Origin of the sequence: Aquibium sp. A9E412, from assembly GCF_030398335.1 — a bacterium.
In the GTDB taxonomy this organism is placed as follows: Bacteria; Pseudomonadota; Alphaproteobacteria; order Rhizobiales; family Rhizobiaceae; genus A9E412.
On record NZ_JAOAOP010000001.1, the window covers coordinates 186,992 to 206,432 of the forward strand.

A 19,441-nucleotide genomic window follows, 5' to 3' on the forward strand; every position below is an offset into this window, starting at 1 on the left:
CCTGCCATGAGCACCCCCGCCCTTCCCTTCGCCGCCCGCCATGTCGGGCCGCGCAACGGCGACAGCCGCGCCATGCTCGCCGCCCTCGGCGTGCCCTCGCTCGAGACGCTGGTCTCGCAGGCGGTGCCGAAATCGATCCGCCTCGACCGGCCGCTCGACCTGCCGGCGGCCGCCGGCGAGGCCGAGGCGCTCGATGCCCTGACCGCGCACATGCGCCAAAACCGCGTGCTCAAGAGCTTCATCGGCCAGGGCTATCACGGCTGCCACGTGCCGCCGGTCATCCAGCGCAACCTGTTCGAGAACCCGGCCTGGTACACCGCCTACACGCCCTACCAGTCGGAGATCAGCCAGGGCCGGCTGGAGATGCTGTTCCACTTCCAGACGCTGGTCGCCGAGCTGACCGGGCTGCCGGTCGCCTCGGCCTCGCTGCTCGACGAGGCGACCGCGGTGGCCGAGGCGATCGGCATCGCCTGGCGCCACCACCGCGGCAAGCGCCACCGCGTCGCCTTCGCCGGCCGGCTGCATCCGCAGACGCGCGACGTGGTCGACACGCGCGCCGGCACCATCGGGCTGACGCTCGCCGACGAGGCGACGGCCGACGGCGAGACGGCCGCGCTGGTCGTGCCGTGGCCCGACACCGACGGCGTCTTCGGCGACCATGCGGACGCGATCGCGGCGGCGCGCGAGACCGGCGCGCTGGTCGTCTTCGTCGCCGATCCGCTGGCGCTGGCGCTCGGCGAGCCGCCGGCCGCGCTCGGCGCCGACATCGCGGTCGGCTCGATGCAGCGCTTCGGCGTGCCGATGGGCTTCGGCGGGCCGCACGCCGCCTACTGCGCCGTCGCCGAGCCGCTCACCCGGCTGATGCCCGGCCGCCTCGTCGGCCAGTCGGTCGACCGGCACGGCCGGCCCGGCTACCGGCTGGCGCTGCAGACGCGCGAGCAGCACATCCGCCGCGACAAGGCGACGTCGAACATCTGCACCGCGCAGGCGCTGCTCGCCAACATGGCGGCGGCCTACGCCGTCTGGCACGGGCCGGACGGGCTGACGGCCATCGCCGAGCGGGTGCACGGGCTCGCCGCGCGCCTCGATGCCGGGCTCGCCGCGGCTGGGCTGAAGACCGCCGGCGCGCGCTTCTTCGACACCGTGACGGTGCGGGTGCCGGGCAAGGCCGAGGCGATCGCCGCGGCCGCCGAAGAGGGCGGCCGCATGCTGCGCGTCGTCGACGGCGACACGCTCGGCATCAGCTTCGACGAGACGTCGGACGAGACCGATCTCGCCGCGCTCGCGGCGCTGTTCGGCGCCGAGGCGCCGCCGACCGCCGACCGGGCCATGCCGGGCGGGCCGCGCGGCGCGCGCTTCATGACCCAGCCGGTGTTCCACGAGAACCGGTCGGAAACCGAGATGATGCGCTTCCTTCGCCGGCTCGCCGACAAGGACCTGGCGCTCGACCGGGCGATGATCCCGCTCGGCTCGTGCACCATGAAGCTCAACGCGGCGGCCGAGATGATGCCGGTGAGCTGGCCGAGCGTCGCCGAGCTGCACCCCTTCGCGCCGGCCCGCCACACGCGCGGCTTCCGTGCCATGATCGGCGAGCTGGAGGCCTGGCTCGGCGAGATCACCGGCTTCGACGCCGTGTCGCTGCAGCCCAACGCCGGAAGCCAGGGCGAGTATGCCGGGCTGCTGGCGATCACCCGCTACCACCGGGCGCGCGGCGAGGGCGAGCGCGACGTCTGCCTGATCCCCTCCTCCGCGCACGGCACCAACCCGGCCAGCGCCTCGATGGCGGGGCTGCGGGTCGTCGTCGTGCGCTGCACCGAGGACGGCGACATCGACGTCGAGGACCTCAGGGCCAAGGCGGCCGAGCACGCCGGGCGGCTGGCCGCGCTGATGATCACCTATCCCTCGACGCACGGCGTCTTCGAGGAGGGCGTGCGCGACATGTGCGCCATCGTGCATGAGCACGGCGGCCAGGTCTATCTCGACGGCGCCAACCTCAACGCGCTGGTCGGCCTTGCGCGGCCGGGCGACTTCGGCGCCGACGTGTGCCACATGAACCTGCACAAGACCTTCTGCATCCCGCATGGCGGCGGCGGGCCGGGCGTCGGGCCGATCGGCGTCAAGGCGCATCTGGCGCCGCACCTGCCGGGCCACGTGGCGGAGGGCGGCAGCCACGCCGTCGCCGCCGCGCCCTACGGCAGCGCCGCCATCCTGCCGATCACCTGGATGTACATCCGCATGATGGGGCCGGACGGGCTGAAGCGGGCGACGGAGATGGCGATCCTCAACGCCAACTATCTCGCCGCCCGCCTGAAGGACGCCTATCCGGTGCTCTACAAGGGGCGCAACGGGCGCGTCGCGCACGAGCTCATCCTCGACACCCGCGTGCTCAAGGAGCGCGCCGGGGTGACCGTCGAGGACGTCGCCAAGCGGCTGATCGACTACGGCTTCCACGCGCCGACCATGTCGTGGCCGGTGGCCGGGACGCTGATGGTCGAGCCGACGGAATCGGAGCCCAAGGCCGAGCTCGACCGCTTCTGCGAGGCGATGCTGTCGATCGCGGCGGAGGCCGACAAGGTCGCCTCCGGCGCCTGGCCGAAGGACGACAACCCGCTGGTCAACGCGCCGCACGCCGCGATGGAGCTGATGGCCGACCGCTGGACGCACCCCTATGGCCGCACGGAAGCCGCCTTCCCCGCCGGCGGCCTCGACCCGGCGTCGAAGTACTGGCCGCCGGTCTCGCGGGTGGACAACGTGGCCGGCGATCGCCATCTGGTGTGCTCCTGCCCGCCGCTCGAGGCGCTGGCGAGCTGACCGGCGCGCCGCGCGGGCGCCTGCCGACACGCAACGGGCGGACGACACCCGCGCGGCGCCTGTCGCCGCGCGGGCGCAAAGCGTGGCACACTCGCCGGTGATTCGCGACGAACGGACCTTTCGCCCGATGGACGACAACAACAACGACCTCTTCTCCGGGATCGACGCGCCGCGCGCGCGGCCGGCCGAACCTTCGTCGGCACCGCCTGCGCCGCGCCGCAGCGAGCCGCCGCGCCCGGCCGTGCGCGATGCCGAGGGCTACAGCGCGGCCGACATCGAGGTGCTGGAGGGGCTGGAGCCGGTGCGCCGGCGGCCGGGCATGTATATCGGCGGCACCGACGAGAAGGCGCTGCACCACCTGTTCGCCGAGGTGATCGACAACGCGATGGACGAGGCGGTGGCCGGCCACGCCAGCTTCATCGAGGTCGAGCTCGACGCCGAGGGCTATCTGTCGGTGACCGACAACGGCCGCGGCATTCCGGTCGACCCGCACCCCAAGTTCAAGGACAAGTCGGCGCTCGAGGTCATCATGACCACGCTGCACGCCGGCGGCAAGTTCGATTCCAAGGTCTACGAGACCTCCGGCGGCCTGCACGGCGTCGGCGTGTCGGTGGTCAACGCGCTGTCGGAAAGCCTCGAGGTGGAGGTGGCGCGCGGCCGCAAGCTCTACCGCCAGCGCTTCGCGCGCGGCGCGCCGGCCGGGCCGCTGGAAAGCCTCGGCGAGGTGCACAACCGGCGCGGCACGCGCGTGCGCTTCCGGCCCGACCCGCAGATCTTCGGCGGCAGGGCCGAGTTCGAGCCGGCGCGGCTCTACCGCATGACGCGCTCCAAGGCCTATCTGTTCGGCGGCGTCGAGATCCGCTGGGTCTGCGCCGGCGAGCGGATCGCGGCCAAGGACGACACGCCGGAAAAGGCGACCTTCCACTTTCCCGGCGGCCTCAAGGACTATCTCGCCGCCTCGCTGGAGGGCGAGTTCCAGGTCACCCGCGAGGTGTTCGCCGGCAAGAGCGACAAGCGCGGCGGCCACGGCACCGTCGAGTGGGCGATCACCTGGTACGGCGGCGACGGCTTCCTCAACTCCTACTGCAACACGATCCCCACGCCGGAAGGCGGCACGCACGAGACCGGCCTGCGCACCGCCCTGCTGCGCGGGCTGAAGTCCTATGCCGAGCTGACCGGCAACAAGCGTGGCGCCGTCCTCACCAGCGAGGACGTGATGGTGTCGGCCGCCGGCATGCTGTCGGTGTTCATCCGCGAGCCGGAGTTCGTCGGCCAGACCAAGGACAAGCTGGCCACCGCCGAGGCCGCCCGGGTGGTCGACAGCGCCGTGCGTGACCCCTTCGACCACTGGCTCGCCGACAACCCGCAGGAGGCCTCCAAGCTGCTCGACTGGGTGATCGCGCGGGCCGACGAGCGGCTGCGTCGGCGCCAGGAGCGCGAGGTCAGCCGCAAGTCGGCGGTGCGCAAGCTGCGCCTGCCGGGCAAGCTGGCCGACTGCACGCTGGGCGCCGCGGCCGGGGCGGAGATCTTCATCGTCGAGGGCGATTCGGCCGGCGGCTCGGCCAAGCAGGCGCGCGACCGGGCGACCCAGGCGGTGCTGCCGCTGCGCGGCAAGATCCTCAACGTGGCGAGCGCCGGGCACGGCAAGCTGGCCGCCAACCAGCTCATCGCCGACCTGGTGCAGGCGCTCGGCTGCGGCACGCGCGCGAAGTACCGCGAGGACGACCTGCGCTACGAGCGCGTCATCATCATGACGGACGCCGACGTCGACGGCGCGCACATCGCCTCGCTGCTCATCACCTTCTTCTACCAGGAGATGCCCGAGCTCATCACCGGCGGCCACCTCTACATGGCGGTGCCGCCGCTCTACCGCCTCAGCCAGGGCGGCAAGACGCTCTACGCGCGCGACGAGGCGCACAAGGACGAGCTGCTGCGCACCGAGCTGACCGGCCGCGGCAAGGTCGAGATCGGCCGCTTCAAGGGGCTCGGCGAGATGATGCCGCAGCAGCTCAAGGAAACGACGATGGACCCGGCCCGCCGCACGCTGCTGCGCGTCGAGGTGCGCGAGGACAAGGCGGCGACGCGCTCGGCGGTCGACGCGCTGATGGGCACCAAGCCCGAGGCGCGCTTCCGCTTCATCCAGGAGCACGCCGCCTTCGTCGACGAGCTCGACATCTAGCGCCGTTCTGCGTTTCACGGAATCGCAGATCGGCTCTAATTTATTGTTTTGACGCGTTTCGCGGACGGCGAACCGCGTTCCGCGTCGCCCGGACACCCTGTCAGGCGAGAGGCCGGAAGGCTGACGCGGGCCATCGCACGTTTCGCTCGCGACGGTCTTGCCGGGCTGCACCGCGCGCGAGATTTGGGGCGGAATCCTTGGTGGCGGGACCCGGCGGCGCGCCGTCGCCTCGCCTCGCCCCTACGCGGCGGCGATCGCCAGCGCCGCGCCGCGCGCATTGTCGCGCAGCGCCTCGAGATGCACCGACTTCAGGAGCGCCGCGATCTCGGCGCATTCGGGCGCCGGGCCGGCCTGGTCGGGCGCCGCCTCGAGCGTGCGCAGCATCGCCCAGGAGACCTCCTGCACGCCGGCGACACGGCCGCCATTGGCGACCTCGCGCCAGATCTTGAGGGCGCGGATCAGCGGCGCGTGCGCGCCGTCCGGCAGGCCGGCCGCGCGCATCAGCGCGGCGAGCGGCGTGTCGCGGCCGCCCGACAGGAGCGCGCGCACGCGGCCCGGCGCCTGGCCGGTCAGCGCCACCAGAACGGCGCCGAAGAAATCCACCTTGCCGTGCGCCACGGCACGCACGACGAAGCCGACGGTCAAGTCGCCGCGCAGCCGCAGATGCTCGGCCAGCGCCGCCTGCTCGTCGAGCGCGGTGTTGTCGATCAGCGTCAGCGAGGCGCGCGCGCACGCCTCGCGCGTCAGCCGCTCGGCCCGCGCGCGGCCCATCAGCGCGCGCACCAGCGGCGTCTCGCACAGCGTCTCGCCGACGCGCACGAGCAGCGCGTGGCGGCAGTCGGACGGCAGCCCGGGATGGCCGATCAGCGCCTCGCGCAGACCGGCGTCGCCGCCGTGCCGCTCGATCATGCGGCGAAAGCTCAGCGAGGCGATCTCGGCGCCCGAATTGGCGAGCAGCGCGGCACAGGCCCGCGGGCCGGCGACCTCGGCGATCGCCGCCGACAGCGCCATCGAGACCTGCGGCCGCATGGCGACCAACCGGTGCACCGCCTCCTCGCCCGTCGCCACGCGGTCGATCAGCTCGCCGTCGCCGAGAAGCGGCGAGCGCGCGAGCACCGGACCGGCGACCTCCGGCTGGTCGGCGGCCAGCGCGACGACGACCTGCAGCGGCGCGCGCCGGCTCATCGACAGCGCCTCGGCGAGCGCACCGCGCACCTTCGGCGAGGCGTCGTCGAGCAGCAGCGTCAGCGCCGCTTCCGCCGCGCAGCGATCCTCGAAGGCGAGCTCATGCTCGACATAGGCGCGGGCGAGCGCCGCGGCAGCCGCCGCGCGCTCTGACGCCCTGGCGGTTGCGATCCATTTCAGGAAGTGCTGGACGACGATCACGCAAACCCCCGACGGCATGTCTGACTGAGCACGGCCCGCCGGGCGCTGCCGGCGGCGGCGATCGCACTCGCGAAACCGCATCCGAGGCTAGCGGCAAATCGTTTACGAACGGTTCACCATGTTTTGCCGGCGCTTGCCGCCGCCGCCGCCGCGGCCTATCAGAAAAGGACGGCGCACGAGCGGGGGGACGCGATGGCTGGGCTTTATCTCGAGGAGTTCGAACCGGGCCAGGTGATCCGCCATCCGCTGCGCAAGAGCGTGACGGAAAGCGACAACATGCTGTTCTCGGTCATGACGCTCAACCCGCAACCGCTGCACATCGACTTCGCCTTCGCCGCCGACAGCGAGTGGGGCCGGCCGCTGGTCAACTCGCTGTTCACGCTCGGCCTGATGATCGGCATCTCCGTGCACGACACGACGCTCGGCACGACGATCGGCAATCTCGGCATGACGGAGACGGTGTTTCCGCACCCCGTCTTCCACGGCGACACCATCCGCGTGGAGACCGAGGTCCGGTCGGTGCGCGAATCGCGCTCCAGGCCGGACCGCGGCGTCGTCGAGTTCGAGCACCGCGCCTACAACCAGGACGACGTTCTGGTGGCGCGCTGCGTGCGCCAGGCGATGATGATGAAGAAGGCGGCCTGAGCGGTGCGCTCGCTGTTGTTCGTGCCCGGCGATTCGGAGCGCAAGCTCGACAAGGCGCGGCAGGCCGGCGCCGACGTGCTGATCGTCGACCTGGAGGATTCGGTCGGCGTGGAGCGCAAGGACGCCGCGCGCGCGCTGGCGGCCGGCTTCCTGGCCGAGCCGCGGGCGGCCGGCACGCCGCGGCTGTTCGTGCGCGTCAATGCGCTCGACAGCGGGCTTGCCGAGGACGACCTGGCCGCCGTGATGGGCGGCCGGCCCGACGGCATCATGCTGCCCAAGGCCGAGGGCGGCGACGACGTGGTGCGCCTTGCCGCGATGCTGCGCGTGCACGAGGCGGAGAACGGCACCGCGGACGGCGCGACGGCCATCCTGCCGATCATCACCGAGACGCCGGCGGGGGTGCTGGCGGCCGACACCTACAGCCATTGCGGCGCGCGGCTCGCCGGCCTTGCCTGGGGCGCGGAGGACCTGTCGGCGGCGGTCGGCGCGCGCGCCGCACGCGATGCGGACGGCCGTTTCACCGACCTCTTCCGCCTGGCGCGCACCATGACGCTGCTGGCGGCGACCGGCGCCGGCGTCGCGCCGGTCGACGGCATCTTCGCCAATTTCCGCGACGAGGCCGGCCTGCGGGCGGAATGCGCGGAGGCCGAGCGCGACGGCTTCACCGCCAAGATGGCGATCCACCCGGCGCAGGTGCCGGTGATCAACGCCGCCTTCACACCGTCGGACGAGGCCGTCGCCGAGGCCGAGGCGGTCGTCGCGGCGTTCCGCGCGGCGGGCGATCCCGGCGTGGTGGCGATCGACGGCGCGATGTACGACCGGCCGCATCTCGAGCGCGCGCGGCGACTGCTGGCGCGCGCCCGCGCCGCCGCACGCTGACGGCGTCCGCTCAGACGTCGCCCTCGCGCCAGCGCGGCCGGCGCATCTGGAACACCTCGGTGACGGCGGAGAAATCCATGTAGCCGAGGCGCGACAGGTTGCCGGCCTTGACGACGTCGAACAGCCCGTCGGTCATCGCCGCCTCGTCGAGGTGCACGCCGACCACCTGGCCGGTGACGACCACGGCACCGACCGGCCGCCCGTCGAGGTCCTTCGGCCGGTGGATCTCCGTCACCCGGCATTCGAGCGCGGCATGCGCCTCGGCCACGCGCGGCGCGTCGACCAGCCGCGCCGGGACGGCCGTCAGTCCGGCATAGCCGAACTCGTTCACCCCGCGCGGGGCGTCGACCGAGGTGGCGTTCATCTTCTCGGCCAGCGCGCGGCCGGCGAGATTGACGACGAAGACGCCGCTCTCGCGGGCGAAGGTGACGCTGTCCTTCTCGCCCTCGGAGGAGAACCAGACCAGCGGCGGGTTGCCCGACAGCGCGTTGAAGAAGGAGTAGGGCGCGAGGTTGACCGCGCCGTCGCCGTTGCGGGTCGAGATCCAGCCGATCGGCCGCGGCGCGACGATCGCCTTGAAGGGGTCGTGCGGCAGGCCGTGGCCCTTCGCAGGCTCGTAGAACATCGTCTCAGCCCTCCCACGGTCCGGCATAGTCGCTGACGAGGCTGGCCGGGTCGGGCCGCGGCCGGTCGGGCACGCCGCCGGGGTGGCTGCCGACATGGACGAAGCCGACGACCCGCTCGTCCGGCGCCAGGCCGAGGATGCGCCGGCCCTCGGCGTCGTCGGAATACCAGTTGGTGACCATGTTGGTCGCGTAGCCGAGCGCGTTGGCGGCGATCATCAGGTTCAACGCCGCCATGCCGCCGGACACCAGCATCTCCCACTGCGGGATCTTGCGGCTCTCGCGCGGCACGTTGACGACGCCGATGACGAGCGGCGCGCGGATGAAGCGCGTGCGCTCCTGTTCGAGGCGTGCCTCCGGCAACGGTCCCTCGCGCGATTCGGCCAGTGCGGCGAGCGCCTCGCCCAGCCGGACGCAGGCCTCGCCGCGGTAAAGCACGAAGCGCCAGGGCTGCAGCCGGCCGTGGTCGGGCACCCGGCTGGCCACGCGCAGCATGGTGTCGAGCTCGGCCTCGCTGGGCGCGGGCGGGCGCAGCTCCTGGATCGGCGCGGATTTGCGGGCGAGCATGAAGTCGATGACGGACGCGGCCACGGCAGGCTGTCTCCTGTACGGGATCGGCGGCGTGCCGGCGCGACCCGCCGGATCGCGACGCCCGGCACGCGGGGCGGAAGGCCTTGAAATTGCCACCGGCCTGCGCTTCAACGCAAGTCATGGGCTGGATCGACTCTTCCGCGAGGCTTGCCGCTGCGATCGCGCTCGGCGCGACGCTGGGCTTTGCCGGCGCGGCCGGCGCGCAGGACGGCGGCGACGCGGCCGTCGACCGCGACCTCGAGCAGCTCCGCCTGCCGGGCATCTCGAACTACGCTCCGGCCGGCCGCGAGGGCCCGCTGTCGCAGGGCGAATTCGGCACCATCACCGTTTCGGCGCAGCTCACCGAGGGCGCGGAGGAGATCTCGCGCGGCCTGGTGTGGCGCGTCTTCAGCCCGGAAACCGGCGACGACGGCAAGCTGCCGATGATCGCCACCGCGCAGGGCGGCACCAGCGTCTTCCAGCTCGCGCCGGGCACCTATCTGGTGCATGCGGCGTTCGGCCGCGCCGGCGCCACCAAGAAGATCACCGTCGGGCCGGAGCCGCGCCGCGAGAGCCTGGTGCTCGAGGCCGGCGGGCTGAAGCTCGACGCCGTGCTGTCGGGCGGCCTGCGCATCCCCTCCGACCGGCTGCGCTTCTCGATCTACGAGGAAAAGCCCGACGCCACCGGCAACCGGCCGCTGATCGTGCCCAACGTGGCGCCCGACACGGTGGTGCGGCTCAACGCCGGCACCTACCACGTCGTGTCGACCTACGGCTCGGTCAACGCGGTGATCCGCTCCGACATCCGCGTGGAGGCCGGCAAGCTGACCGAGGCGACGGTCGAGCACCGCGCCGCCAGCCTGACCATGAAGCTGGTGCGCGAGGAAGGCGGCGAGGCGATCGCCGACACCGCCTGGTCGATCCTCACCGACACCGGCGACATCGTGCGCGAGACCGTCGGCGCCTACGCCTCGATGGTGCTGGCGGAAGGCGACTACACGATCGTGGCGAAGAACCGCGAGCGGCTCTACCAGCGCGACTTCACCGTGGTGGCCGGGCGCAACCAGCCGGTCGAGCTGACGCCGGACGACCTCCTGGACGACGCCGGCTTCGACGGCTGAGCCTCCGCGCCGGCGCCGCGACCACCGTCTTGCATCGCGGAACGGCCGCCGGTTGCGGCCGGCGCGCGGCGTCAGCCGCGGCGACGCATCACGTCGGGCGGCACCGCCTCCTCGGCGAGCGCGGCCGCCGCCTCGTCGAGCGGCATCGCGGTCTGGTCGCGCGAGCCGAGACGGCGCAGGTTGACCGTGCCCTCCTCCGCCTCGCGCTTGCCGCACACGAGAATGACCGGCACCTTGGCGAGCGAGTGCTCGCGCACCTTGTAGTTGATCTTCTCGTTGCGCAGATCGGCCTCGACCTTGAGACCGGCCGCCCGCAGCCGCTCGACGACGCTCACGGCGTAATCGTCGGCATCCGAGGTGATGGTGGCGACCACAACCTGCAGCGGCGCCAGCCACAGCGGGAAGTGGCCGGCGTGGTTCTCGATCAGGATGCCGAGGAAGCGCTCCATCGAGCCGCAGATCGCCCGGTGCACCATGACCGGCTGCTTCTTCTCCGAATCGCGGTCGATGTAGAAGGCGCCGAAGCGCTCCGGCATGTTGAAGTCGACCTGCGTCGTGCCGCACTGCCAGTCGCGGCCGATCGCGTCGCGCAGGACGTATTCGAGCTTGGGGCCGTAGAACGTCCCCTCGCCCGGATTGACGCCGGTCTTCACACGACCGCCCGATTCCGCCTCGATCCGCTCCAGAAGCTCGCTCAGCACGCGCTCGGCATGATCCCACATGGCGTCGCTGCCGACGCGCTTTTCCGGCCGCGTCGCGAGCTTGACCGTGATCTCGTCGAAGCCGAAATCGGCGTAGGTCGACAGGATCAGCGCGTTGATCTTGAGGCACTCCTCGGCGAGCTGCTCCTCGGTGCAGAAGACGTGCGCATCGTCCTGCGTGAAGCCGCGCACGCGCATCAGCCCGTGCAGCGCGCCGGACGGCTCGTAGCGGTGCACGGCGCCGAACTCGGCGAGCCGGATGGGCAGGTCGCGATAGGACTTCAGCCCGTGCTTGAAGATCTGCACATGGCCGGGGCAGTTCATCGGCTTGAGCGCGAAGACGCGGTCGTCGTCGGCCTCCTCGCCGGCGACCTGCACCTTGAACATGTTGTCCTTGTACCAGCCCCAGTGGCCCGACGTCTCCCACAGCGCCTTGTCGAGCACCTGCGGCGCGTTGACCTCGTCGTAGCCGTCCGCCTCGATGCGCCGGCGCATGTAGCCGACCAGCGACTGGAACAGCCGCCAGCCCTTCCGGTGCCAGAAGACGACGCCCGGCCCCTCCTCCTGGAAGTGGAACAGGTCCATCTCGCGGCCGAGCCGCCGGTGGTCGCGCTTCTCGGCCTCCTCCAGCATGTGCAGATAGGCATCGAGCTGCTTGCGGTCGGCCCAGGCCGTGCCGTAGATGCGCGTCAGCATCGGGTTGTCGGCGTCGCCGCGCCAGTAGGCGCCGGCCACCTTCATCAGCTTGAAGGCGTCGCCGATCTGGCCCGTCGAGCGCATGTGCGGCCCGCGGCACAGGTCGAACCAGTCGCCCTGCCGGTAGATGCGGATCTCCTGGTCCTCGGGGATCGCGTCGATCAGCTCGAGCTTGAAGGTCTCGCCCTTGTCGGCGAAGACGCGCCGGGCCTCCTCGCGCGGCCACACCTCGCAGGTGAACGGCGCGTCGCGCGCGATGATCTCGCGCATCTTCTTCTCGATCACCGGCAGGTCGTCCGGCGTGAAGGGCTCGTCGCGCGCGAAGTCGTAGTAGAAGCCGTTCTCGATCACCGGCCCGATGGTCACCTGCGTGCCGGGCCACAGCTCCTGCACCGCCTCGGCCATCACGTGCGCGGTGTCGTGGCGGATGAGCTCCAGCGCGCGCGGATCGTCGCGGGTGACGATCTCGAGGGCGCCGGCGCGGCCGAGCGGCCGCGACAGGTCGCGCAGCTCGCCGTCGAGCGCATAGGCGACGGCCTTCTTGGCGAGCGATTTGGAGATCGACCGGGCGATCTCCTCGCCCGTCGTCGCCGCGTCGTGCTCGCGCACGGAACCATCGGGAAATGTCAGGGAAACCTGCGTCATGCCGTTCTCCTATCCAGTCCCGCAAACGAGCGCGGGTGGGATTGTCGGGTGTCGCGCGGGCGCGCCTCGGCGGCGGCGCCCGCGGCAACGGGCGCTACATAGGCTGCACGCCCGCGCGCGTAAACCCCCGCACGCAGGCGCCGGCTGCCGGATGGATGTGCCGCCGGGAGGCGCCGGCCGGGCCGGCGCCGCGCCATCAGGCCTGGCTGTTGTCCTCGACGGGTGCGCCGGGCCCGTTCTTCTTGATCGAGTCGATCGCGTTCTGCGCGCTGGCCTTGGAGCTGTAGCCCTCGGTGGAGAACATCACCTCGCTGTTGTACTTGAAGCGCACGCGATACTCGCCCTTCTTGTCGCGGTAGATCTCGAACTTGTGAGCCATCGCCAATTCCCCTCCGTAAGCTTGGACCCTTTGCCTCATAACCGGTGCGGGTCGGGCTGGCTAGGGCCTATGGAGGATCGGCACGCCGCGATGCGTCGGAGGCCGTGATCACCGGGGGCAGGCGCGCCAGAAATCGCCGGCCGCGGGCGGCAGCGTGGCGAGCACCGCGTCGAAGGCCGCAGCGTCGACGTTGCGCCGCAATGCGGCCGCGACGTCGGCGATCGCGGTATCGCTGGCCGTGTTGTGGTCGCGCCGTTCGGCAAGCACCTCGGCGTGCAGCGCGCGCCGATCCGGAAACGGGGTGGCCGGCACCGCCGGATCCCACGCCTCGACGAAGATGGCGCGCAGCACCGGCGGCAGCGCGTCCGCGAAGCGCAGCGCCTGCGGCGTCTCGAGATGGCTGCGGAACGTGCGCAGCACGGCGCGGGTCATCGCATAGCACTGGTTGTGCGTGGCGAGCAGCGAGATCGCCTTGAGATCGGCCAGGAAGCGCTCGAAGTCGCGCGAGGCACGCAGGTATTCCGCCGGGATGGTCAATGCCGGCACCGGGCGCGGCGGCCGGCGGCGTGGTAGCGCCAGGGCATGGACCAGCGCAGCCGCGGCGCCAGCGTCTCGGGCACGTTGTCGATGCCGTGCGTGCCGCCCGGACCGCAGCGCCCGACGCGGAACAGCGCCAGCCAGCCGCCGGCCCACAGGCCGTGCCGCGCGATCGCCTCGTAGGCGTATTCCGAGCAGGTCGGCAGATGCCGGCAATGGTTGCCGACGAAGCCCGACAGCGTGAGCTGGTAGAGCCGCACGAACCCGGTGCCGAACAGCCGCGCCGGCGTCTTCGGCCAGGGGCCGGCGTAGTTGCGCGAGCGGTTGGTCGGCGGCGAGGTCATCGTTGCGCTGCGTCCGTGCCACGAGCGCCGAGCGGAACGTCGCGGGCGCAGTCCTTGCAACGGACGAGCGAACCGGCCGGATCGCGGCCGGCCGCCGGATCGGGCCGGATCGATCCGATGCCATTGCGGCAACACCCGGGCGAAGCCGAAAAGGGACGCATGGCCGCCTCAGGCCGCCGCCTCGGCGCGCTTCTTCTCGATCTGGTCGATCGCGTCGACCACCGCGTCGAAGGTCAGCATGGTGGAGGCGTGACGCGCCTTGTAGTCGCGCACCGGCTCGAGATACTTCAGATCGGCGAAGCGGCCTTCCGGCGGCGGGCCGTTTTCCTTGAGCATGCGGCGCATGGTCTCGCGCACGGCGCGCAGCTCGTCGGCGCGCGCGCCGACCACGTGCTCGGCCATGATCGCCGAGGAGGCCTGGCCGAGCGCGCAGGCCTTCACCTCGTGCGCGAAATCGCTGACCACATCGTTCACCATCTTGAGATCGACCGTGACCGTCGAGCCACACAGCTTGGAGTGCGCGCGGGCCGTGGCATCGGGCGTCTCGAGCCGGCCCAACCGGCTGATATTGCCGGCAAATCCGAGGATCTTGGCGTTGTAGATGTCGTCGATCATCGGCTGGCCTTCCGCTCCGCGCTGCAACGCGCCGTGTCGTGGGCGTCCCTTCCCAAGGGGGGCTCGGACCTTATATAGTGGTCGGACCCTGACGGCGGCAAGGCGACTTGCCATCGTGTCAAGGTTCCGCGCACGCCGCATTCGGGCAGGATGGAGCGCAAGTTCACCGATCCCGCAGCGAGGCCGTGGTCCGTTCAACTCGTTCCTTCGCGAAAGGAACTACGGAGAGAGACCGAGCATGGACGCCGTCATCCGAAACTTCCCCCGCAGCGACAAGGATGCCGATCCGGCGACCCATCACGCGCCGCTGCCGCACGCCGAACGGCCGAGCCGCGAGGAGGCCGAGGCGGCGGTGCGCACGCTGCTGCGCTGGGTCGGCGACGATCCGCAGCGCGAGGGGCTGGTCGACACGCCGGAGCGCGTGGCCAAGGCCTATCGCGAGATGTTCGAGGGCTACGACCTCGACCCGGCCGAGGCGCTGGGCCGCACCTTCGAGGAGGTCGCCGGCTACGACGATCTGGTGCTGATCCGCGACATCGCCTTCCACTCGCATTGCGAGCACCACATGGTGCCGATCATCGGCAAGGCGCATGTCGGCTACCTGCCGGACGGCCGCGTCGTCGGCCTGTCGAAGGTCGCCCGCGTGGTCGATATCTTCGCCCGCCGCCTGCAGACGCAGGAGGCGATGACGGCGCAGATCGCCGGCGCCATCCAGGAAACGCTGGCGCCGCGCGGCGTGGCCGTGATCGTCGAGGCCGAGCACATGTGCATGTCGATGCGCGGCATCCGCAAGCGCGGCTCGACCACCCTCACCTCCACCTTCACCGGCGCGTTCCGCGACGACCCGCAGGAACAGGCGCGCTTCATGACCATGCTGCGCGAGGCGCGGCGCGACTAGCCGCGCCGCACACCCCTGGAGACCGCTCCCGATGGCTGCATTCGCGACGCCGCCCGCCGACAAGACGCGGCTCGAGGAAGGTGATGCGCTGACGCCGCGCTTCGACGCGGCAGGGCTGGTGACGGCGGTGGTCACCGACATGGCCAGCGGCGAGCTCCTGATGGTGGCGCACATGGACGCCGACGCGCTGCAGCGCACCATCGAGACCGGCCAGGCGCATTTCTGGTCGCGCTCGCGGCAGGCGCCGTGGAAGAAGGGCGAGACCTCGGGCAACGTGCTCGAGGTCGGCGAGCTGCGCGTCGACTGCGACCAGGACGCGGTGTGGCTGCGCGTCACGGTCGCTGGCGACGGCGCGGCCTGCCACACCGGGCAGCGGAGCTGCTTCTATCGCCGCGTCGAGACCGGCGCGGAGGGTGCGAGCCTCGTCGAGGACGATGCGCTGGCGGCGCCGCAGCGCTAGCGGCGGCACGGCCGCCGACCCGGCCGCTGCCGGCACGGGCGACGAGACGTCGCGCCCCGCCCGCCCCGCCATTCACCAATTCGATACGCCCGCCGTGCTAAAGGACGACGGGGTCGAGGAGACGACGATGCTTGACTGGGCATCCCTGCGGACGCGCCAGGGCCAGCGGGAGGCGGAACCGCCGCCGCCCGAGCAGCCCGCTCCGGCGTCCGCGCCGCGCAGGCCGGGCATCGCGCTGGCGCTCGGCGGCGGCGCGGCGCGCGGCTGGGCCCATATCGGCGTGCTGCGCGCGCTCGAGGAGGCCGGCATCCGCATCGACATGATCGCCGGCACCTCGATCGGCGCGCTGGTCGGCGGCTGCTACCTGGCCGGCAAGCTGGACGCGCTGGAAGACTTCGCCCGGGCGCTGACGCGCCGGCGCATCTTCGGCCTGCTCGACTTCACGCTGCGCGGCAGCGGCATCCTCGGCGGCATGAAGCTCGACCACCGCATGCAGGAGCATCTGGCCGGCATCACCTTCGCCGATCTCGGCCGGCCGTTCGTCTGCGTCGCCTCGGAGATCCGCACCGGCCACGAGATCTGGCTGTCGAACGGCTCGCTGATCACCGCCATGCGCGCCTCCTACGCCCTGCCCGGGGTGTTCGAGCCGGTGGTGTGCAACCGCCGGGTGCTGGTCGACGGGGCGCTCGTCAATCCGGTGCCGGTTTCGGTGTGCCGCGCCTACGAGCAGCCGCTGGTGGTGGCGGTCAACCTGCACTACGACCTGTTCGGCCGCGCCGCCGTCATCAAGCACAGCGCCGACATGCCGGAGATCGCCGACGGCGAGCCGGTCGGCGACAAGGCGCCGCTCGTCGTCGACAAGGGCCCGCGCGAGCGCGACGCGCGGCTCGGCATCACCGGCGTCATGGTCGAGGCCTTCAACATCATCCAGGACCGCATCTCGCGCGCCCGCATGGCCGGCGATCCGCCCGACCTGGCGCTGCATCCCAAGCTCGGCCATATCGGGCTGACGGAGTTCTACCGCGCCGACGAGGCGATCCGCCTCGGCTACGAGGCGACGCGCGCGCAGATCGGCGAGCTGCAGCGGCTGCAGACGGTGCTCGGGTAGAACGAGCCGCCGCCGGCGAGACGCCTTTCGGCAACGTCCTGCGCGCTCAGGCCTCGGCGGCGTCGCTCAGCCTGAACTGCACCCGGCGCTGGCCGTTCCATTCGTTGATCGCCGGGGTGCCGGCGAGATGCACCGTCGCGCCCGAACGCTCGAGCAGGAAGCGGCCGAGCGGACCGTCGGCCGCGCGGAAGGCGATCGCCTGGACGCGCGCGCCGGTCGGCGTCTGCACGTCGGCGCGCACATGGCCGTTGCCGACCACCCGCACGCCCGACAGCCGGTGGCGCGGCAGCGCCAGCACCGGCTGGGCATGGCCGGCGCCGAACGGACCGGCCGTCTCCAGCGCCGCGATCAGCTCCGGCGTCGCCCCCTCGCCCGACAGCGCCGCGTCGATCGACAGGCGCTCCGAGCCGCGCAGCGCCGCCACCGCGTCGGCCGCCTGCTCCTCGAAGAAGCCGCGCAGCGCGCCCAGCCGGTCGCGCTCGACGGTGATGCCGGCGGCCATCGCGTGGCCGCCGCCCTTGACCAGAAGGCCGCGGGCGACGGCCTCGCGCACCAGCCGGCCGAGGTCGAAGCCGGGGATCGAGCGGCCCGAGCCGGTGCCCACGCCCGAGGCGTTGAAGGCAATGGCGAAGGCCGGCCGCCGCGCGTGCTCCTTCAGGCGCGAGGCGATCAGCCCGACGATGCCGGGATGCCAGCGCTCGCTCGCCGTCACCAGCACGGCCGGACCGTCGCCGGCGGCGAGCTCGGCATCGGCCTCCGCGCGCGCCTCGGCCAGCATCTCGGCCTCCATCGCCTGGCGCTCGCCGTTCAGCCGGTCGAGCGTGGCGGCGATGCTGTCGGCCTCCGCCGCGTCGGCGGTGGCGAGCAGGTTGCTGCCGAGCGCGGCGTTGCCGATGCGGCCGCCGGCATTGATGCGCGGGCCGAGCAGGAAGCCGAGATGATAGGGGTTGAGCGGCTCGCCGATGCGCGCGATCCGGGCGAGCGCGGCCAGCCCCGGCGCCTGCATGCGGCGCGCGGCCGCCAGCCCCTTGACCACGAAGGCGCGGTTGACGCCGACCAGCGGCACCACGTCGCACACCGTGCCGAGCGCCACCAGATCGAGCCAGGACAGAAGATCGGGCGGCGCGGCGCGGTGGCCGCGGCTGCGCAGCTCGCGCAGCGTCTGCACCAGCGCCAGGAAGACGACGCCGGCCGCGCACAGATGCCCCTGCCCCGACAGGTCGTCCTCGCGGTTGGGATTGACCACGGCCAGCGCGTCCGGCAGCGGGCCGCCGACCTGATGGTGGTCGAGCACGACGACGTCGGCGCCGGCCGCGCGGGCGGCCGCGATCGCCTCGGCCGAGTTCGTGCCGCAGTCGACGGTGACGATCAGCCGGGCGCGCCCGGCGAGCTCGCGCATGGCCTCGGGGTTGGGGCCGTAGCCCTCGAAGATGCGGTCGGGAATGTAGATCTCGGCCGGCACGCCGTAGTGCGCAAGGAAGCGCTTGAGGCTGGCCGAGGAGACCGCGCCGTCGACGTCGTAGTCGCCGAAGATCGCCACCGGCTCGCCGCGCTCGACCGCATCGGCCAGCCGCCGGCCGGCGGCCGCCATGTCGGTCAGGCTCAGCGGGTCGGGCAGCAGGTCGCGGATGGTGGGCGCCAGGAAGCGGCTGGCCTCGTCGGCGGCGATGCCGCGCCCGGCCAGCACGCGCGCGACGATCTCGGGGATGCCGTGCGCCTGCGCCATCGTCAGCGCGACGTTCTCCTGGCGTTCGTCGAGGCGATGCTCCCAGGCGAGCCCGCGCGCGGAGCGGCGCACGTCTAGGAACGGGCGGCGCTGCCGCGGCGGCGGCGTTTCGGAGGCGCTGGCCGGGCGCGTCAGAACTTCTCCATGTCCTGGTGATGCGCCTTGATCTCGCGCACCGTGCGCGAGGACGAGCGCATGACGATGGTGTGGGTGACGACCGCGGTGCGGCCGAACTTGACGCCCGACAGGAGATTGCCGTCGGTCACGCCGGTGGCGGCGAACAGCACGTCGCCGCGCGCCATCTCCTCCATGCGGTAGACCTTCTTGGGGTCGTCGATGCCCATCTTGGCCGCGCGCGCCACCTTGTCGTCGGTGTTGAGCTGCAGCCGGCCCTCCATCTGGCCGCCGATGCAGCGCAGCGCGGCAGCCGCCAGCACGCCCTCGGGCGCACCGCCGATGCCCATATAGATGTCGATGCCGGTCTCGTCGGGATCGGTGGTGTGGATGACGCCGGCCACGTCGCCGTCGCCGATCAGGCGGATCGCCGCGCCGGTCGAGCGCACCTCCTCGATCAGCCGGGCATGGCGCGGCCGGTCGAGGATGCAGGCGGTGATCTCGAAGGGTTGAACGCCCTTGGCGCGGGCCAGGTTCTCGATGTTCTCGGCCGCCGGCGCGTCGAGCGCCACCACGCCGTCGGGATAGCCCGGCCCGACCGCGATCTTCTCCATGTAGACGTCCGGCGCGTTGAGCAGGCTGCCGGTCTCGGCGATGGCGATGACGGCGAGCGAGTTGGGCAGGTTCTTGGCGCAGATGGTCGTGCCTTCCAGCGGGTCGAGGGCGATGTCGACCTGCGGCCCGTCGCCCGAGCCGACCGCCTCGCCGATGTAGAGCATCGGCGCCTCGTCGCGCTCGCCCTCGCCGATCACCACGGTGCCCTTGATCGGCAGCTTGTTGAGCTCCGAGCGCATCGCGTCGACGGCCGCCTGGTCGGCCGCCTTCTCGTCGCCGCGGCCGCGCAGCCGGGCGGCGGCCACCGCCGCGCGCTCCGTCACGCGCACGAGTTCGAGGGTCAGGATGCGGTCGAGACCGGAGGTTGCGCTCAGGGGCATCGGGCTTGG

18 protein-coding genes are annotated in these 19,441 nt (G+C 72.1%); 8 read left to right on the forward strand and 10 right to left on the reverse strand.

All coding sequences use genetic code 11. The annotated features are described in order from the left end of the window. Positions 1–6 precede the first annotated feature (6 nt). Positions 7–2,811, forward strand: coding sequence for an aminomethyl-transferring glycine dehydrogenase (gene gcvP / locus N1F89_RS00895; RefSeq protein ID WP_290080574.1), 2,805 nt, complete (start codon positions 7–9; stop codon positions 2,809–2,811). 127 nt (positions 2,812–2,938) lie between these two features. After that, positions 2,939–4,990, forward strand: coding sequence for a DNA topoisomerase IV subunit B (gene parE, locus N1F89_RS00900; protein WP_290080576.1), 2,052 nt, complete (start codon positions 2,939–2,941; stop codon positions 4,988–4,990). A 240-nt stretch (positions 4,991–5,230) separates the two neighbouring features. On the opposite strand, the gene N1F89_RS00905 is transcribed toward parE, so the two are convergent. Continuing rightward, positions 5,231–6,373, reverse strand: a complete 1,143-nt coding sequence (locus tag N1F89_RS00905) for a DUF2336 domain-containing protein (RefSeq protein ID WP_290080706.1) — start codon at positions 6,371–6,373, stop codon at positions 5,231–5,233. Positions 6,374–6,499: 126 nt separating this feature from the next. On the opposite strand from N1F89_RS00905, the gene N1F89_RS00910 reads away from it, so the two are divergent. Beyond that, positions 6,500–7,021: a MaoC family dehydratase gene (locus N1F89_RS00910; RefSeq protein ID WP_354670300.1), complete on the forward strand. Its 522-nt coding sequence runs from the start codon at positions 6,500–6,502 to the stop codon at positions 7,019–7,021. Positions 7,022–7,024: 3 nt separating this feature from the next. Continuing rightward, positions 7,025–7,900: a CoA ester lyase gene (locus tag N1F89_RS00915; RefSeq protein ID WP_290080579.1), complete on the forward strand. Its 876-nt coding sequence runs from the start codon at positions 7,025–7,027 to the stop codon at positions 7,898–7,900. Between the two features lie 10 nt (positions 7,901–7,910). Here N1F89_RS00915 and N1F89_RS00920 read toward each other — a convergent pair whose 3' ends face one another. Continuing rightward, a complete protein-coding gene (locus N1F89_RS00920) occupies positions 7,911–8,525 on the reverse strand; it encodes a flavin reductase family protein (protein ID WP_290080580.1) in 615 nt (204 codons plus the stop codon). A 4-nt stretch (positions 8,526–8,529) separates the two neighbouring features. Then, entirely contained in the window at positions 8,530–9,114 is a 585-nt protein-coding gene (locus N1F89_RS00925; RefSeq protein WP_290080582.1) for a nitroreductase, read from the reverse strand. 119 nt (positions 9,115–9,233) lie between these two features. Between N1F89_RS00925 and N1F89_RS00930 the strand changes: the two genes are divergently transcribed. After that, complete coding sequence (locus N1F89_RS00930; protein WP_290080584.1) at positions 9,234–10,214, forward strand: hypothetical protein; 981 nt, start codon at positions 9,234–9,236, stop codon at positions 10,212–10,214. Between the two features lie 71 nt (positions 10,215–10,285). On the opposite strand, the gene thrS is transcribed toward N1F89_RS00930, so the two are convergent. The 5 genes from thrS to N1F89_RS00955 all read right to left on the reverse strand — a co-directional run bounded on the left by thrS (position 10,286) and on the right by N1F89_RS00955 (position 14,131). Beyond that, positions 10,286–12,256: a threonine--tRNA ligase gene (thrS, locus tag N1F89_RS00935; RefSeq protein WP_290080585.1), complete on the reverse strand. Its 1,971-nt coding sequence runs from the start codon at positions 12,254–12,256 to the stop codon at positions 10,286–10,288. 196 nt (positions 12,257–12,452) lie between these two features. Continuing rightward, positions 12,453–12,635: a YegP family protein gene (locus N1F89_RS00940; RefSeq protein WP_290080586.1), complete on the reverse strand. Its 183-nt coding sequence runs from the start codon at positions 12,633–12,635 to the stop codon at positions 12,453–12,455. Between the two features lie 108 nt (positions 12,636–12,743). Beyond that, positions 12,744–13,181: a DUF2267 domain-containing protein gene (locus N1F89_RS00945; protein ID WP_290080588.1), complete on the reverse strand. Its 438-nt coding sequence runs from the start codon at positions 13,179–13,181 to the stop codon at positions 12,744–12,746. After that, positions 13,169–13,516: a membrane protein insertion efficiency factor YidD gene (yidD, locus tag N1F89_RS00950; protein ID WP_290080590.1), complete on the reverse strand. Its 348-nt coding sequence runs from the start codon at positions 13,514–13,516 to the stop codon at positions 13,169–13,171. Before yidD ends, N1F89_RS00945 begins: the two co-directional genes overlap by 13 nt. A 168-nt stretch (positions 13,517–13,684) precedes the next feature. Further along, positions 13,685–14,131, reverse strand: coding sequence for an iron-sulfur cluster assembly scaffold protein (locus N1F89_RS00955; protein WP_290080592.1), 447 nt, complete (start codon positions 14,129–14,131; stop codon positions 13,685–13,687). Positions 14,132–14,369: 238 nt separating this feature from the next. On the opposite strand from N1F89_RS00955, the gene folE reads away from it, so the two are divergent. The 3 genes from folE (at position 14,370) to N1F89_RS00970 (ending at position 16,597) form a co-directional block, all read left to right on the forward strand. Then, positions 14,370–15,029, forward strand: a complete 660-nt coding sequence (gene folE, locus N1F89_RS00960) for a GTP cyclohydrolase I FolE (protein ID WP_290080594.1) — start codon at positions 14,370–14,372, stop codon at positions 15,027–15,029. Between the two features lie 31 nt (positions 15,030–15,060). Beyond that, the gene (hisI, locus tag N1F89_RS00965; protein WP_290080597.1) at positions 15,061–15,489 is read left to right on the forward strand and encodes a phosphoribosyl-AMP cyclohydrolase; all 429 of its coding nucleotides are present in this window, start codon (positions 15,061–15,063) and stop codon (positions 15,487–15,489) included. A 127-nt stretch (positions 15,490–15,616) separates the two neighbouring features. Next, entirely contained in the window at positions 15,617–16,597 is a 981-nt protein-coding gene (locus N1F89_RS00970; protein ID WP_290080599.1) for a patatin family protein, read from the forward strand. A 46-nt stretch (positions 16,598–16,643) separates the two neighbouring features. Here the strand turns inward: N1F89_RS00970 and recJ are convergent, their stop codons facing one another. After that, entirely contained in the window at positions 16,644–18,395 is a 1,752-nt protein-coding gene (gene recJ, locus N1F89_RS00975; RefSeq protein ID WP_290080600.1) for a single-stranded-DNA-specific exonuclease RecJ, read from the reverse strand. 59 nt (positions 18,396–18,454) lie between these two features. Continuing rightward, entirely contained in the window at positions 18,455–19,432 is a 978-nt protein-coding gene (gene glpX, locus N1F89_RS00980; RefSeq protein WP_290080601.1) for a class II fructose-bisphosphatase, read from the reverse strand. Between the last annotated feature and the right edge of the window lie 9 nt (positions 19,433–19,441).